9 protein-coding genes and 2 pseudogenes are annotated in these 13,962 nt (G+C 67.1%); 8 read left to right on the forward strand and 3 right to left on the reverse strand.

The genetic code is table 11. The annotated features are described in order from the left end of the window. Positions 1-192: 192 nt before the first annotated feature. Positions 193-963 carry a class I SAM-dependent methyltransferase gene (locus tag J7E88_RS04315; RefSeq protein ID WP_215177307.1) on the reverse strand — a complete coding sequence of 257 codons (771 nt, stop codon included), beginning with the start codon at positions 961-963 and terminating at the stop codon, positions 193-195. Positions 964-1,260: 297 nt separating this feature from the next. On the opposite strand from J7E88_RS04315, the gene asnB reads away from it, so the two are divergent. From asnB to J7E88_RS04335, 4 genes are all read left to right on the forward strand, one after another. Further along, the gene (gene asnB, locus J7E88_RS04320) at positions 1,261-3,180 is read left to right on the forward strand and encodes an asparagine synthase (glutamine-hydrolyzing) (protein WP_215177308.1); all 1,920 of its coding nucleotides are present in this window, start codon (positions 1,261-1,263) and stop codon (positions 3,178-3,180) included. Between the two features lie 61 nt (positions 3,181-3,241). Next, positions 3,242-4,525 (forward strand): lipopolysaccharide biosynthesis protein, encoded by a 1,284-nt coding sequence (locus tag J7E88_RS04325; RefSeq protein ID WP_215177309.1) that lies wholly within the window; start codon positions 3,242-3,244, stop codon positions 4,523-4,525. An 82-nt stretch (positions 4,526-4,607) separates the two neighbouring features. Then, entirely contained in the window at positions 4,608-5,003 is a 396-nt protein-coding gene (locus J7E88_RS04330; protein ID WP_215177513.1) for a transposase, read from the forward strand. A 640-nt stretch (positions 5,004-5,643) separates the two neighbouring features. Then, complete coding sequence (locus J7E88_RS04335) at positions 5,644-6,759, forward strand: glycosyltransferase (protein WP_215177310.1); 1,116 nt, start codon at positions 5,644-5,646, stop codon at positions 6,757-6,759. A 137-nt stretch (positions 6,760-6,896) separates the two neighbouring features. On the opposite strand, the gene J7E88_RS04340 is transcribed toward J7E88_RS04335, so the two are convergent. Continuing rightward, complete coding sequence (locus J7E88_RS04340) at positions 6,897-7,784, reverse strand: bifunctional 2-polyprenyl-6-hydroxyphenol methylase/3-demethylubiquinol 3-O-methyltransferase UbiG (RefSeq protein ID WP_215177312.1); 888 nt, start codon at positions 7,782-7,784, stop codon at positions 6,897-6,899. A gap of 1,225 nt (positions 7,785-9,009) precedes the next feature. Further along, positions 9,010-9,390, reverse strand: a pseudogene (locus J7E88_RS04345) (transposase); the annotation flags it as partial. Positions 9,391-9,725: 335 nt separating this feature from the next. Here J7E88_RS04345 and J7E88_RS04350 point away from each other — a divergent pair. The 4 genes and pseudogenes from J7E88_RS04350 to J7E88_RS35535 form a co-directional block, all read left to right on the forward strand. Continuing rightward, on the forward strand, positions 9,726-11,000 hold the full coding sequence (locus tag J7E88_RS04350) for a hypothetical protein (RefSeq protein WP_215177314.1): 1,275 nt from the start codon (positions 9,726-9,728) through the stop codon (positions 10,998-11,000). Then, positions 10,997-12,526, forward strand: coding sequence for a bifunctional glycosyltransferase/class I SAM-dependent methyltransferase (locus J7E88_RS36955; protein WP_215177316.1), 1,530 nt, complete (start codon positions 10,997-10,999; stop codon positions 12,524-12,526). Before J7E88_RS04350 ends, J7E88_RS36955 begins: the two co-directional genes overlap by 4 nt. Before the next feature lie 34 nt (positions 12,527-12,560). After that, positions 12,561-12,935, forward strand: coding sequence for an SMR family transporter (locus J7E88_RS04360; RefSeq protein WP_308307276.1), 375 nt, complete (start codon positions 12,561-12,563; stop codon positions 12,933-12,935). Positions 12,936-13,104: 169 nt separating this feature from the next. Then, positions 13,105-13,804 (forward strand): annotated as a pseudogene (locus J7E88_RS35535) (VWA domain-containing protein); the annotation flags it as partial. Between the last annotated feature and the right edge of the window lie 158 nt (positions 13,805-13,962).

Consider the following 13,962-nt stretch of genomic DNA (forward strand, 5'->3'; position numbering starts at 1 on the left):
CCGTGTCATACGGAACAGAACGCCCCATGGCTGTGGGGGCAAGGAGCGGAGCCGTCGCGCCACCGGGATCGACGGTGGCGGCGGTCGGCACGCTCGCCAGCACTGCCACGAGCGCCAAGTCGGGCCGCGGCAGGGCCATCAGCGCGAGACACAGGACGACGACGGCAGCAAGGAAAGGGAGATTCCAGTCGCCTACGCCTTGCGAGCGAGCACAACGCGCGTGTGGAAGCCTCGGTAGAACGACTCGACCGTGGGCCATGAGATCACCGGTGCCAGGAGTCCGGATACACGGCTCACTTTTCGCGTCGCCCGGACGAACTCGCGTTCGGCGAACTCCACGTGTGCGAAGTGGCGGCCGAATGACCGTGAGATTTCCCGCCTGGTCGGGTAGTTGATTCCGGTCCTGCTGTATTCCACGTTTCGAGCAGCGGTCTCGGCGGCACTGAGCCCTCGCTGGAAGGAGTTGCGGATGCCGAGCCTTGCCCACAGGGAAATGAATGCGGGCTGCTGGAACCGTCCACCGAAGGGTGTGAAAATATGGGGCTCGACCGGGCGCCAACGAGCCGGGAAGATGTGCAGGGTCCAGGCGCCCGGTTTCAGGACCCGGGCGATTTCACCGATTGCCTTGTCGTAGTCCATCACATGCTCGAAGACGGAGGTGGAGTAGCAGAAGTCGAAGGAATCCGAGGGAAAAGGAAACCTTCCCTCCGAGTCCGAGAAGTGGATCTTCTCCCTGCGCTCCGCCGGAAGCTCCTCCCACCCTGCGAGTACTTTCTCCACAGGCCGGTCCACACCTACCGCCTCGTAGCCGGCGGTGGAGAATTCACGCAAATGACGGCCCGAGCCGCATCCGAAATCCAGGACGCGCTGTCCGCGGACGAGCCCGCCACGGCGCGCCAGCACCGCCTGGCAGGTCGAAGTCATCGCCTGGTTCCCGAGTGCTTCAGCGGTGTCGATTGCCATATGGGCTCCCAAGTAAAGACCACCGGTCAGGGCTTGGCGACCATAACCCGGAGTGTGCGCCCTGCGGCGACTTTCCGGGGACTGCGCGGGGGAGGTCACCGGATCAGAGCACACGGCTGATCTCTTGCGGACCGAAAGCGGCCCCAGCCAGGCGGGGTGCCGGGGAATGAGTATATCCGTGTGGTATGAATCTGCCAGCTTTTGGTGGTCGGTCGGACTGATGAGCTGCGCCGACGAGCCGGAGTGATGATGTCGGGCGGACTCGTCATCGGCGATCCGTGGCAAATGGGAGTCTTCATGTGCGGTGTAGCCGGGATCGTGTCCACCAGCTCTCCCGACCCGGAACAGGTGCGCGCGATGTGCCGGGTCATCGCCCACCGGGGGCCGGACGGAGAGGGATACCACGTCGACGACCGGGCGGCCCTCGGAATGCGCCGGCTCGCCATCATCGACGTTGCGGGCGGGGACCAACCGGTCTACAACGAGGACCGCACCGTCGCTGCCGTCTTCAACGGCGAGATCTACAACTTCCGTGAACTGCGCGCACAGTTGACTGCACGCGGGCACCGGTTCACCACCGACGGCGACACCGAGGTGCTCGTCCACTTGTACGAGGAATACGGCGAGGACCTCGTCGGTCACCTGCGCGGGATGTTCGCCTTCGCGGTGTGGGACACCGCGCGGCGGCGACTCCTCCTCGCGCGGGACCGGGTGGGCAAGAAGCCGCTGTACTACCGGCAGGCCGGGCCCTCACTGGCGTTCGCGTCCGAGCTCAAGGCTCTGATGGCCGATCCGTCGGTGTCAAGGGAGGTGGACCCGGTAGCCCTGCACCATTACCTCACCTACCAGTACGTGCCAGCTCCGTGGTCGATCTACCGCGGTGTCCGCAAGGTTCCCCCCGGACATCTGCTGGTGTGGGAGGAGGGCGAGGCGCGTCTGAGGCGCTATTGGAAGCTGGACTTCACACCACGCCCGGTCGGCAGCGAGGAGGAAGCGGCAGAACAGGTAAGGCAGTTGGTTTTGGATGCCACACGGGTCCGCATGGTCAGCGAGCGGCCCCTGGGCGCGTTCCTGTCCGGCGGCATCGACTCCTCCGCCGTGGTGGCCGCCATGGCCCGTCTCAGCGACCGACCCGTCAAGACGTTCTGCATCGGTTTCGACGACCCGCGCTACGACGAGCGGGCTTACGCGGCCTCCGTGGCGCGCCGCTACGGGACGGACCATCACGAGTTCGTGGTGGCCGGGTCGTCGGCGCTGGACGTCCTGCCCCGCGTAACCCGGCAGTTCGACGAGCCGTTCGCCGATTCCTCCTCCATTCCCAGTTTCTTCGTTGCCGAACTGAGCCGTCGCCACGTGACGGTGGTACTCAACGGAGACGGGGGAGATGAGTGCTTCGGCGGGTACCGCCGCTATGCGTTCATGAACAGAGTGGGACGGATCGAGCCCCCGAGCGTTCTCCGCGGCACGCTGCACCGCGTCGGGTCCGCGCTGATGAGGGCGGATGCCAGGTCGCGGCTTCGCAGGGTGGGCCGCGGCATGCAGGTGCTGGCCGAGACGCCCCAGCGCCGCTACGCCAGCCTCATGGCCTACTTCACCAGCGAGGCCAAGGACACCCTCTACACCGAGGAGATGCACGAGCAGGTGGCCGGCGTCGATAGCTATGAGCTGATCCGGCAGGTCTTCAACTCCTCACGTGCCGACGAGGACGTCAACCGGTTGCTGGACGTGGACGTCAACACCTACCTGCCCGGAGACCTGCTCGTAAAGGTGGACATCAGCACTATGGCCCACTCACTGGAGGCCCGCTCGCCGTTCCTCGATCACCATCTGATGGAGTGGGCCGCAGGTTTGCCGGGCCGGTGGAAGGTCGACGGCCAGGTGACCAAGGCGCTGTTGAAGAAGGCGATGGCTCCGTGGCTGCCGTCTGATCTGATCACCAGACCGAAAGCAGGATTTGGGGTGCCGCTGGCCGAGTGGCTGCGCGGCGAGCTTCGGCCACTCGCTTTCGATCTCCTGGTCGACCACACAGCACGCTCTCGTGGCCTGTTCAAACCCGATGTCGTCCGGCGACTGCTGAAGGACCACGTCGAGGGGCGGGACCGAGCCGACCAACTATGGGCGCTGCTGCAGTTCGAGCTGTGGCAGCGCACGTGCGAAGACCAGTCCTGGGACGTCACGGCCGCGACGCCCGGCCGGGCCCAGGAGTGCTGTGGCTGACAGTGCGCGGCAGGCCGTCGGCATGCTGGGCAGCAGGGGCGCGTGCCTCGTTCTCTCCGCCGTGACCAGCGCCATCATCGCGCGGGCCTTGGAGCCGGAAGGCCGAGGGATCTACTACATGGCGGTTACCGTCGCCGCCACGGCCACCGCGCTGGCGCAGCTGTCGGTCGAACAGGCGCAGAGCGCTCTCTGGACGGACGCCGAGCGCCGAGAGGCGCTGACGGGCAATAGCGTACCGCTGGCCCTGTCGCTTGGGACGGTGGGCGGACTCGCCGGTACGGCCTGTGTTGCCATGATCGGCCCCGATGCACTGCACCTGCCCGGCCTGTCGATCGTGGCGCTGGCGTGCCTCGGCGTGCCGCTGGGCGTCGCGGTGAACTACGCGAACAACATCACGCTCCTGCACGGAGCGCCGCATGTGGCCTCCAGGGCCCTGCTGGCCCGTGCATTCGTGCAGTGCGGGCTTCTGCTGGTGCTGGCCGCGGCAGGCGGGCTGTCGCCCATAGCGGTGGTGCTGGTCTGGGTCGCCTCCGAGACCGTTCCGTTGCTCGCGCTCGTGGTCGGGGGCGGCATGCCGGTGCGCCGTCCGAACCTGAGGCTGGCACGTACGACGGTGATCACCGGTGCCCGCTACCACCCGGGACCCACGGCGATCTTCCTCTTGCAGTACGCCGACATCATTCTTCTGGGCGCCTACGCAGGTGCTGAGGACGTGGGCATCTATTCTTTGGCGGTGATCCTGGCCGGATACGGTCGCATCCTGATCGATGCTCTCTCACAGGTCATGATGAACCGTCAACTCGACTCGAATTCAAATGAGTCCGTCGAAGTCACCGTCCGGAACACACGGATCGCGATCCTGCTGGCCGTCGCCTCGGGACTGCTCGTGGTGCTGGGAGCCCCGCTGATCGTTGTCGCCGTGTACGGCGAGGCATTCGCCGCCGCGGTACCGCTCGTGGCCCTGCTGGCTCCCGGCGCGCTGGCTCTGGGCGCGAGCCGGATGCCGAGCACGTACCTGCTGAGGCTGCGCCGTCCGCTCCTGGTCGTCACGCCGAGCGTGGTAGCTCTGGCCATCAACATCGCGATGAACCTGGTGCTCATTCCCGAATGGGGCGCCATCGGTTGCGCGGTGGCCTGTTCGGTGTCGTACCTGCTGTTGGCCGCCTGGCAGACACGCCTGTTCCTGCGCGAAGCCCGAATCCCCGCCAGGGAGCTGTTGCCAACGTCGGCCGACCTCCGCGTACTGCTCACGGCACTGCGTCGCTGCGGTCCGGTTGGCCGGCCCATGCCGGCCCCTTCAGGGCAGCCGACCCGTGGTCCGAGCAGCCGACCGGGTGACGCCTGATTCCGCAACTGCCTTTGGTGTGACATTACGCCAGGTCGGACTGGACGGTTGTTGAGGAGGCGGGACACGGGGCCCGGGTCGGATACAGCGGCTGCTGAAGACTTGCCACTCAGACGTCGACGGGGTGCTGGATGACGTGCGGGAGCACATGATCGAGTATCTCGGCGACCCGAGCGGGGTGCTGATCGTGGATGTCACCAGCTATATGAATAGGGGCACTCGATCGGTCAGGGTTCAGCGGCAGCACTCCGGAACCGCGGGCAGGACGGTGAAGTTGCAGGCGTGGCGTCCTCCTCGCATACGCCACGCTGCGCGGGTGCACGCTGATCGACCGGGACCTGTACCTGCCGAGGTCATGAAGGAGGACCATCGGCGATACCGGGCCGCAGGCATCGTCGACCAGATCGAGTTCGCGACGAAGTTGCAGATGACCGAGGTGATGGTGGACCGCGCCATCACCGACCGCGTTCTGTCTTGACCAGAGCGTCAACGAACTGATCGCCGTTCTGCCTCGGCAGAAGTGGAAACGCCGAACCTGCAGAGCCGGAGCCGGAGTCCACGGCCCTATGACTGGCCCCGCGCTGAGGTGAGGCCCTTGCATCGGCCGGACGGTCGGCACTGGGTCCCAGCCTGTCTCAGCAGCACCGCCCGGCACGAGATGGCCCCCGCATAGCCTGCGCTCCCGCCAAGGCCACCCTCCACAAGCTCGTCGCCGTCGCCGGCACCGGCTGGGTCGTCGAGGAATGCTTCCCGAGCGCCGCAGGTGAATGAGGCCTCGACCCGTATCCGGTCCGCCGCTACGAGGGCTTGCACCGGCATACCGCCGAAGACAGGGTAGGGAGCCCGTCACAGCCGCTACAAACGACGAGGTGCCCTTGGAGCGGTGACCTCGTCGCCCCAAACCCAGTTGCAGTGCAAGGATCACCCGGTCGACAAGGCGTTGCGATCGGCTGTCGGGCGAACAGGTTGAGAGGCTGAGCCGGAAGAGAAGCACGCTGTGTCACGCGAGGACCGCGGGCGGGATGGAGTTGGTATCAGTGGCTGCGTTCCCCGGCACTACGGAATTCTCGACCAGCTACCGTGCCCGGTGCGGCCCCGAACTGTCCCGAGTGTGTCTCATGATCGGCCAACTGGGGCTGGGCGGTGCGGAGAAGCAGATCGTCATGCTCGCCCGCGGCCTCGCCGCTCGCGGAATCGACACCACCTTGCTGCTGCTGTCCGAACGGGGGCCGCGGGAGGCGGAACTGGCCGGGTCCGGAGTGAAGGTGGTCTGCCTCGGATACAAAGGAATCCGGCCCTGGGTCGACCCCTGGACCGCGATCAGAAGGACCGCCCTCGGCGCCCGAGCATACGCCCGTCTGCTCGGGCATCTGCGCCAGACCCGGCCGCAGATCCTGCACGCCTACTTGTTCCACTGCTACGTGGCGGCGGCGCCCGCAGCCCGCCTGGCACGGGTACCGGTCTGCGTGGCCGGCCGGCGGAGTCTGGGTGCTCCCAGGCAGGGGGGCCGGGCACGGCTCGCCGTGGAACGGATCGCCACCGGCATGACGGACTTCGTCGTGGCAAATGCGCAGGCCGTCGCGGACGAGGCCCGGTGCCGGGAGGGCCTGCCGGCACACAAGATCGCCGTCATCCGCAACGGGATGGAAGAGAGGGACTTCGAGCCCGTTGGCCCCGCCGTGCTCGACACATCGTTCCCCGTAGTCGTGTGTGTAGCCAACCTGCACGTCTACAAGGGGCACCGATACCTCCTGGACGCTGTGGGCCTGATGCAGCGGCGGGGGCAGCGCTGCACCCTCGTGCTCATCGGAGAAGGCGCGGCTCGTACGGCTCTGCAACAACAAGCGGACCGGCTGGGCCTCGACGTTCGGTTTCTCGGGCACCGCACGGATGTCGCTTCTTTCCTCTCCCGGGCCGACGTCGTCGTCCTTCCTTCGCTGGAGGAGGGCCTGAGCAACGCCGTCATGGAGGCCATGGCGGTCGGCCGGCCCGTGGTGGCCACGACTGTGGGTGGTATCCCCGAACTGTTGCAGGACCGCGGCGTGCTGGTACCTCCGGCGGATGCCGAGGCTCTCGCTCAGGGACTGCAGTGGATGCTCGCGGACGGCCCCGCCGCCGCACGCCTCGGGAAAGCGGCGCGGGAGTGGGCCCTTGAGCACCTGAGTGCCAAATCCATGGTGGAGCGGCACCTCACGCTGTACCGCGGGCTGCTGGACCGCAGAGCCGCCAGGTGATCCCGGGAGGGGCCGATCCGGCAGCTGCTGCATGTCCCGCTGGGGCGACGGTCGGGCACTGAGCCCCACGGCGGCGCCGACCGGCTTGCAGCACGTAATGCCTGCAGCAGGGAGGCGGCGCCGCCGTCCCGTATCCGTCAAGCCACAGCCGTCACCCTGCGGGACGCGCCCGAGGACTTCGCGGGGCCGAGATCGGCGCACGAAGCGAAGACGTACTCGTTGCACCCCAGGCCCCCTCGGCAGGTCTTGAGGTGACGCAGTTCCAAGCCGTGGTGCCGGCCGACACGGAAGACCTCTTCCGGAGTGGCGACTTCGAAGGGGTAGCCACCGACCCAGTCGACGAGGTCGTACCGGGCGGACATGCCTCGGGCGCGACGGGCCTGCCCGTTGACGGGAGCCCGTCCGGACGTGACGGACCTCGCCACCGCGAGCGCACGTTCGGGAACGGTCAGGAACATCCCGCTGCCGGTCACCAGCAAGCTCTGCGTCAGCGGGCCCGAGGAGTTGTACTTTCGCTTGATCCGCCTCCACACGCGGCTCTGCAGACCCTGATCGTTGTAGACCGACACGTACAGCAGCCCGCCCGGGGCGACCATGCGGCAGGCGGTGTCCAGGGCTTCCCACAGGCCCCCGGTGTGGTGGAGCACTCCCCAGGAGTAGACGACGTCGAATCTTCCCAGGCAGGAGACCAGAGAAGTGTCCAGCACCGAACCCTGCTCCACCTGCCAGTCACTGTCGGGCGCGTACCGTTCCCGCAGCCGAATGGTCGTCGCCACCGCGTCGGGATCGTAGTCGAAGGAGTGCACCCTGGCGCCGAGCCGGACCGCGGCCAGCGAGAACAGCCCGCTGCCGCAGCCGATGTCCACGAACGTGCGGCCTTGGAGGTCGTCGATCGCCAGGGCGGACACGAGGGACTCCTGCGCGGCGGCGATACGGTCCTCGTCCACCAGCCTGCTGAAGTTCTGCCAGTTACGGCCGAAGGCGAAGCGCTTACCTCGCTCCACCTCGCTGGTGCAGTCGGTCATCTGGGGTCTCCCTTCATTGTGCTCATGTTCCGCCTACTGACGCGGATATATCAGACGTCCGGCACAAAGGGATCCAACCTGCGCCAGCTTCCGCAAGATATAGACCGGATGCCGAACCCCGGGAGGTTCTTCGCGGATTCGCGAAATAGGCGGGTGAGGCCATTTGGGCGGCGCGCACATTGATTTCGCGCCCTTGAGGGATACGGGGTCGCCTCGACACGGCGCTGACAGTGGCGGTCTTGTGAATGTGCACAAGTGCCAGTGCAGATGTTGTCCGTCACATGACCGAGGAGATCCGGCTGAGGACGTGATTCTCGGCAGTGGTACCCACAGGCAGGTTTACGTCGCCGTCGTGATCACCGTGTATGGCGCGTTCTTGTCGCCCCAGAAGTCCCCCGGCGACCGCCGTCGCATACCATCAACTTCTTTCCTGGAAACGCCTCTTCGGCGTCCTCCACCGTGCAGCACTGTAGTGCACAGATTCCTGCGGGGCCGCCCTCGCACGGTCCTTGAGCCGCAAGCACTTCCATGTCAACCAACTCGATCGGGCCACGCGCCGCAAGACCGGTGCCGTTGAGGTGGACACCGCCGCCGGTGTGCTCTCCGGACGCGCAGCCGTCATGCCCAAGACGTTCGAGCCCGCCGGTCGGCGGGCAGCACGGTCGCGTCGCCGACCGGAATCCGTCAGGCCAATGCCGTGACCTGCTGGCAGCCGGCCGACGGTGCCGCAACGCCAGGATCAGTCTTCGATACGAACACGTACTCGTTGCAGCCCAGGCCCCCCTCCGCAGGTCTTGAGGCGGCGGAGTTCGAACCCGTAGCGCCGCCCAACACGGAAGAACCCCTTCCGGAGCTGCGACGTCAAATGGATAGCCGCCGACCCAGTCGATGCGGTCGTAATGGGCGGACATGCCGCGTGTCCGCGCGGTTGGGGTCAGCGGTCGCTCATCCGGACCTGGAGGACCGCACCAGCGCCGAGCGCACGCCGGGAGCGGTGAGGTACATCTTGCTGCCGGTGACCAATATGACTCCGTGTCAACGACCCGGAGGAGTTGCAGTTTTGTTTGATCCGCCTCGACACGCGGCTCTGAAGACCTTGGTTGTCGTAGACCGACACGTACATCAGCCCTTTCGGGGGCAATCATGCGACAGGTGGTGTCCAGGGCTTCCCGCAGAGCATCCGTGTGGTGGTCTGTCAAATGAGCGGCGTAACCAGGGTGGTTGGTTACTGACGTGCGGCGGAGCCGTCGAAGGTGATGTCGAAGGCGTTCAGCGCGGTCTTCCATAGCATGTTCCAGCGGTCCTGGCCTTTGTCTGTGGGATCGAGCGACATGATGGCCTTTAGACGCACTTCAGGGCGGCCTGCTCGTTGGGGAAGTGTCCGCAGGCTTTGACCGCTCGCCGGATACGGGCATTCACGGATTGGATCGTGTTCGCGGTTCAGACGATGCGGCGGATTTCGGTGTCGAAGCGCAGGAACGGGTAACTCCTCCCAGGCGTGCTCTCATAGCTTCACGATCGCCGGGTACTTCCTGCCCCAGGCGTCGGCGAACTCGGCGAACCGGTCCAGGGCGGCCTCCTCGGTCGGTGCCGTGTAGACGGGCTTGAAGAGTTTGGCAGGATCCCGGCGTCCGGCCGCTCCCTGCGGAACTGATCGACCAGGCCGGTGGGTGATCTGCCGCAGCCGGATGCCGGCGCCGCAGGAGAGTACGAGTGCTTTCACTGGACCTGACCCGTCGGTGGTGGTGAGGGCGCTGAGGAATTCCCGACAGGTAGTGAATCAGTGCCGCACGCGGTCCATTACTTTTCCCCGAGGGGCCATTCGCGTGATTCCGCGCAGGTCCCGTGGTGCGAGAACTCCGAGGGCCGGAGCTGTATTTCGGCTTAGTGTGGTTATAGGTTCGTCGCGTATCGGGGGACAGGTTGCTACGTTGTGCCGTCATGAACCTGCGAAGATTCTCGCACCCTTGGGATCTGTCGAGAGCCAGAGCCGTCGTCATCGCCGTAGCGGCGATCGCTTTCGTCGCGAAGATGGCACTGGCGGCGAGCACCCGCGGTCCGGTCGACGTGCGGTATTTCGAGAGCTTTTCCCAGGCTGTGGCCCAGTACGGCACCCTGTACATCTACGAGCAGGCGCTCGGCGACCTGCCGGTATACAATCATCCGCCGCTGACCAGTTGGATGCTCCTCGGCCTCCGTGAAATCGCCGCATGGGGAATCCCGTTCAGCACGCTCATCAGAACGCCGGCATGTCTGGCCGATTTCGTCACCTGCATTCTGGTCTTCGAGATCCTGCGCCGTCGCACCTCGCTGTGCACCGCCGTGCTCTGTGCCGTCGGCGCGGCGCTGTGTCCCCTGCTCGTGGCCACCTCCGGGTACCACGGCAACACTGACACGATCGCCGTGATGTTTGCCTTCGCCGCGGCGCACCTGCTCCTGGATCGCGCGAGCCCCGCCCTGGCGGGCTGCGCCGTCGTCCTGTCGTTCAGCGTCAAACTCCCCCCGGTCGTGGCCGTGCCGCTGTTCTTCCTCGCGGCCTGGCGCCTCGGCGGACGAGCGGCGCTGCTCCGGTTCGGCGCCGCCTTCACCGCACTGGTCCTTGCGGTCTGGGGGCCGGTCCTCGTGACCGTACCCGGCCCGCTGAGAGAGAACGTCCTGGAATACGGCGGCGGCCACTGGCGGATGTGGGGGCTGATCCGGTTCGCCGAATGGGCCCGGGTGCCGGAGCCCGTCATCGCCTTCGCCCAAGGGGATGGTCATTTCCTGTTCGTCCTCGTCTGCGCCGCCACCGGAATGTGGCTCGTGTGGCGGCGTCCCGCTGCCCTGCACATCGTGCTCGCCACGACGCTGGGACTGCTGCTGCTGCTCAGCACCGCGTCGGGTCTGCAGTACCTCGCCTGGCCCGCCGCCGGGCTGTTCGTCATCGGCCTGCGGGAGGGGCTGTCCTACGGCGTCGTCAGCGGCGCCCTCGCCGCCCCCCTCTACGCGTTCACGACCGGGGGCCTCTTCTACTCCGCGATGCTGGCGGTCGGCATCGCCGCATGGCTGGTCCTCGCCTTCGGCGTCCTCTCCGGCATCCGCGCCGTCCTCGGCGCGGCCGCGCCCGATACCGGTCTCCCGGCCGGCGGCATTCGGCGCGCCGGGACACAGTCCGCCTTCGCCGCGGCCCGGCCCGGCACCTCGACCCCCGCGAGCAAGAGTGGAGAAGCCACGTGACGGAAGGTCAGCGTCCCAGAATCGGCATCCTCGTGGTGGCGTACAACGCGGAATCGACGCTGGAGCGGACACTCGACCGCATTCCGGCGGACTTCCGTTCCCGGATCGCCGAGATCCTCATCCTCGACGACGCCAGCCACGACGCCACCTTCACCGCCGGATGCCGCTGGTCGCAGTTGGACGGCAGGCCGCCGACCGTCGTCATGCGGCACACCAAGAACCTCGGGTACGGCGGAAACCAGAAAGCCGGATACGCCCTCGCGGTAGAACGCGGACTGGACATCGTCGCACTGTTGCACGGGGACGGCCAGTACGCCCCGGAATTTCTGCCACAGATGGTCGAACCGCTGGAACGCGGCGAATGCGATGCCGTGTTCGGCTCCCGCATGATGAATCCCAGGGATGCCCTCACCGGCGGAATGCCCCCTTACAAGTGGATCGGCAACCGGATCCTGACCCATGTCGAGAACAACCTGCTCGGCTCGGAACTCACCGAATTCCATTCCGGCTATCGCGCCTACAGCGTCGATGCCCTGTGCAAGATCCCCTTCGAGCGCAATACGGACGGCTTCGACTTCGACACCCAGATCATCGTCCAGCTCCTCGACGCCGGAATGCGGATCAAGGAAATTCCGATCCCCACCTACTACGGCGACGAGATCTGCTATGTCAACGGCATGCGCTATGCCAAGGACGTCGTCAAGGACGTCCTCGCCTACCGCCTCGCGGTCAAGGGATTCGGCACCTGCGACTGGATCCCCAAGCCCGTCGAATACTCCTTCAAGGAGGGCGACGGCTCGTCGCACTCCGTCATCCTCGACATGATGCGCGGAATGCCGCCGGGCCGCGTTCTGGACCTGGGATGCTCGGGCGGACTGTTCGCCGAGCGCCTCGAAGCCCTCGGTCACGAGGTGACCGGCGTGGACTGCGTCGAGGTGCCGGGGGTGCGTGATCGGTGCTCGCAGTTCCACCTGGCTGACCTGGAGGAGGGTCTTCCGGAGGGCATCGGCGACCGGTACGACTACGTGGTCGCCGCGGACGTCGTCGAACACCTCTCCCGCCCCGAGCGGATCCTCACCCAGCTGCCCGCGATCCTGCGCCCGGACGGCCGCGTCCTGCTCTCCGTACCGAACTTCGGACACTGGTACTCGCGGCTGCGGGTCGCGCTCGGGATCTTCGATTACGACCGCCGCGGCATCCTCGACGAGACGCACCTGCGATTCTTCAGCCGGGCCAGCCTGCGCCGCACCGTCCGCTCCGCCGGCTTCGACGTCTTGTCGATCGCTGCGACCGGCGCTCCCTTCTGGTCGGTGCTGGATGGGCACCCCGCCGCGAAGTCGCTCGGCGGCCTGTCGCGGCTGCTGACCCGGATCAGGCCGACCGTCTTCGGCTACCAGTACGTCGCACTGCTCACCCCGCATGCGGCGCAGACGATCGTCGCTGGGGAGCACATCCATGTCCAGGACATCCTCAACCGCCAGCTCGTCCCGAGGGACGAGCACGCTTCCGACCGCAGGCGCGTCTGACGGCGTTCCCGCGCAAGTCGGCAGGAGACGGAACGTGACCCTCCCCAGTCTGATGCTGCTGCTGTTCGCGGTGTTCTCCGCCGCGGCCGGCCAGGTCATGCTCAAGCACGGTATGCGGGCGGCGGCTCTCGCCGCCGAGCGGGATGGCGGCTCACTCGCCACGCGCGCCGTCACGAGTCCCTGGGTGGTGCTCGGCCTGGTCGTGTTCGCGGTGTCCGCGGTCGCATGGCTGTCGACTCTCGCCCGGGTCCCACTGAGCGTCGCCTACCCCTTCAACGCCCTCGGCTATCTGCTGATCGTGCTGGCCAGTTCGACGCTGCTGCACGAGCGGACCTCGCTCTGGACCTGGGTCGGCTCACTATTGGTGGTGACCGGTCTGCTGACCGTCTTCGCAGGCCAGAGCGGCTGACCCGGCCAGCGGTGTCGCCCGGGCGCGACACGAGGCGGACCCGGCCGTCGGAGGACACCGCCGCGGTGGGCCGGTCCAGGGCCGTCGGCGTGACGACGGTCGACGGCGCGGTCCGTCGTGCCGCAGTCTCGGCCTCCACTCGGCCCGACCGGGCCGAACGGAGGCCCATATGCCCGCGATATCGCTCCGCAAGATGGCAGAGAGAGCTCCCGGCCACCGTCCCCCTCTACAAGAGCGCCGGGGTCTCGCTCCGGAAACGCGGCCTCGACGGCTGGCGCGCCGCCGTCTACCTCGTCGTGGACTACTCCGGCTCGATGAAGCCCTATTACAAGGACGGCAGCGGCCAGGCGCTCGCCGAACGGGTCCTGGGACTCGCCGCCCACCTCGACGACGACGGCACGTGCCGGCGGTCTTCTTCTCCACGGACGTCGACGCCGCCACCGACTTCTCCCTGGACGACCGCCGCGACCGCCGCGACCGGGGCGACCGCAGTGTGGCCAGCCTCGGGCATATGGGCAGGACCAGTCACCACCTCGCCATGGACGCGGTCATGACCACTACCTGGACAGCGGTGCCACCGCACTCGCGCTCGTCGTCTTCCAGACCGACGGCGGCCCCATCAACCGGCTCGCCGCGGAACGCCACCTCTGCGAGGCCGCGAAACTCCCGCCGTTCTGGCAGTTCATCGGCTTCGGCGATGCCACGAGCAAGCAGTTCGACTTCTTCCGCCGCCTCGACACCCTCGCCGTGATCGGCGAGCGCCCGGTGGACAACGCGGGCTTCCTCCACGCCGGTGCAGACCCGCGCCGCCTCCCGGACGCCGAGCGCTAGACCGGCTGGTCGCGGAGTTCCCGGCCTGGCTGACGGCGGGCCCGGGCGGCGGGGATCACGGCGGGGCAGGGACGGTCACGGCTTCACCGAGCCGATGGTGCTCCTCAACGAACTCGCCCAGGAGCTGCGCCCGATGGAGGAGGGCCCGCCTGGTTCACCGGTCACCGAGCTCGGCACGCCTGCGGCGGATCGTGTC

The organism is Streptomyces sp. ISL-10 (genome assembly GCF_018614575.1).
Taxonomy (GTDB): Bacteria; Actinomycetota; Actinomycetes; order Streptomycetales; family Streptomycetaceae; genus Streptomyces.

What these genes read in the sequence shown, in the direction of transcription:
- J7E88_RS04315 (WP_215177307.1), bottom strand. Translation starts at nt 963, where the DNA reads ATGGCAATCGACACCGCTGAAGCACTCGGGAACCAGGCGATGACTTCG.
- asnB (WP_215177308.1), top strand. Translation starts at nt 1,261, where the DNA reads ATGTGCGGTGTAGCCGGGATCGTGTCCACCAGCTCTCCCGACCCGGAA.
- J7E88_RS04335 (WP_215177310.1), top strand. Translation starts at nt 5,644, where the DNA reads ATGATCGGCCAACTGGGGCTGGGCGGTGCGGAGAAGCAGATCGTCATG.
- J7E88_RS04340 (WP_215177312.1), bottom strand. Translation starts at nt 7,784, where the DNA reads ATGACCGACTGCACCAGCGAGGTGGAGCGAGGTAAGCGCTTCGCCTTC.
- J7E88_RS04350 (WP_215177314.1), top strand. Translation starts at nt 9,726, where the DNA reads ATGAACCTGCGAAGATTCTCGCACCCTTGGGATCTGTCGAGAGCCAGA.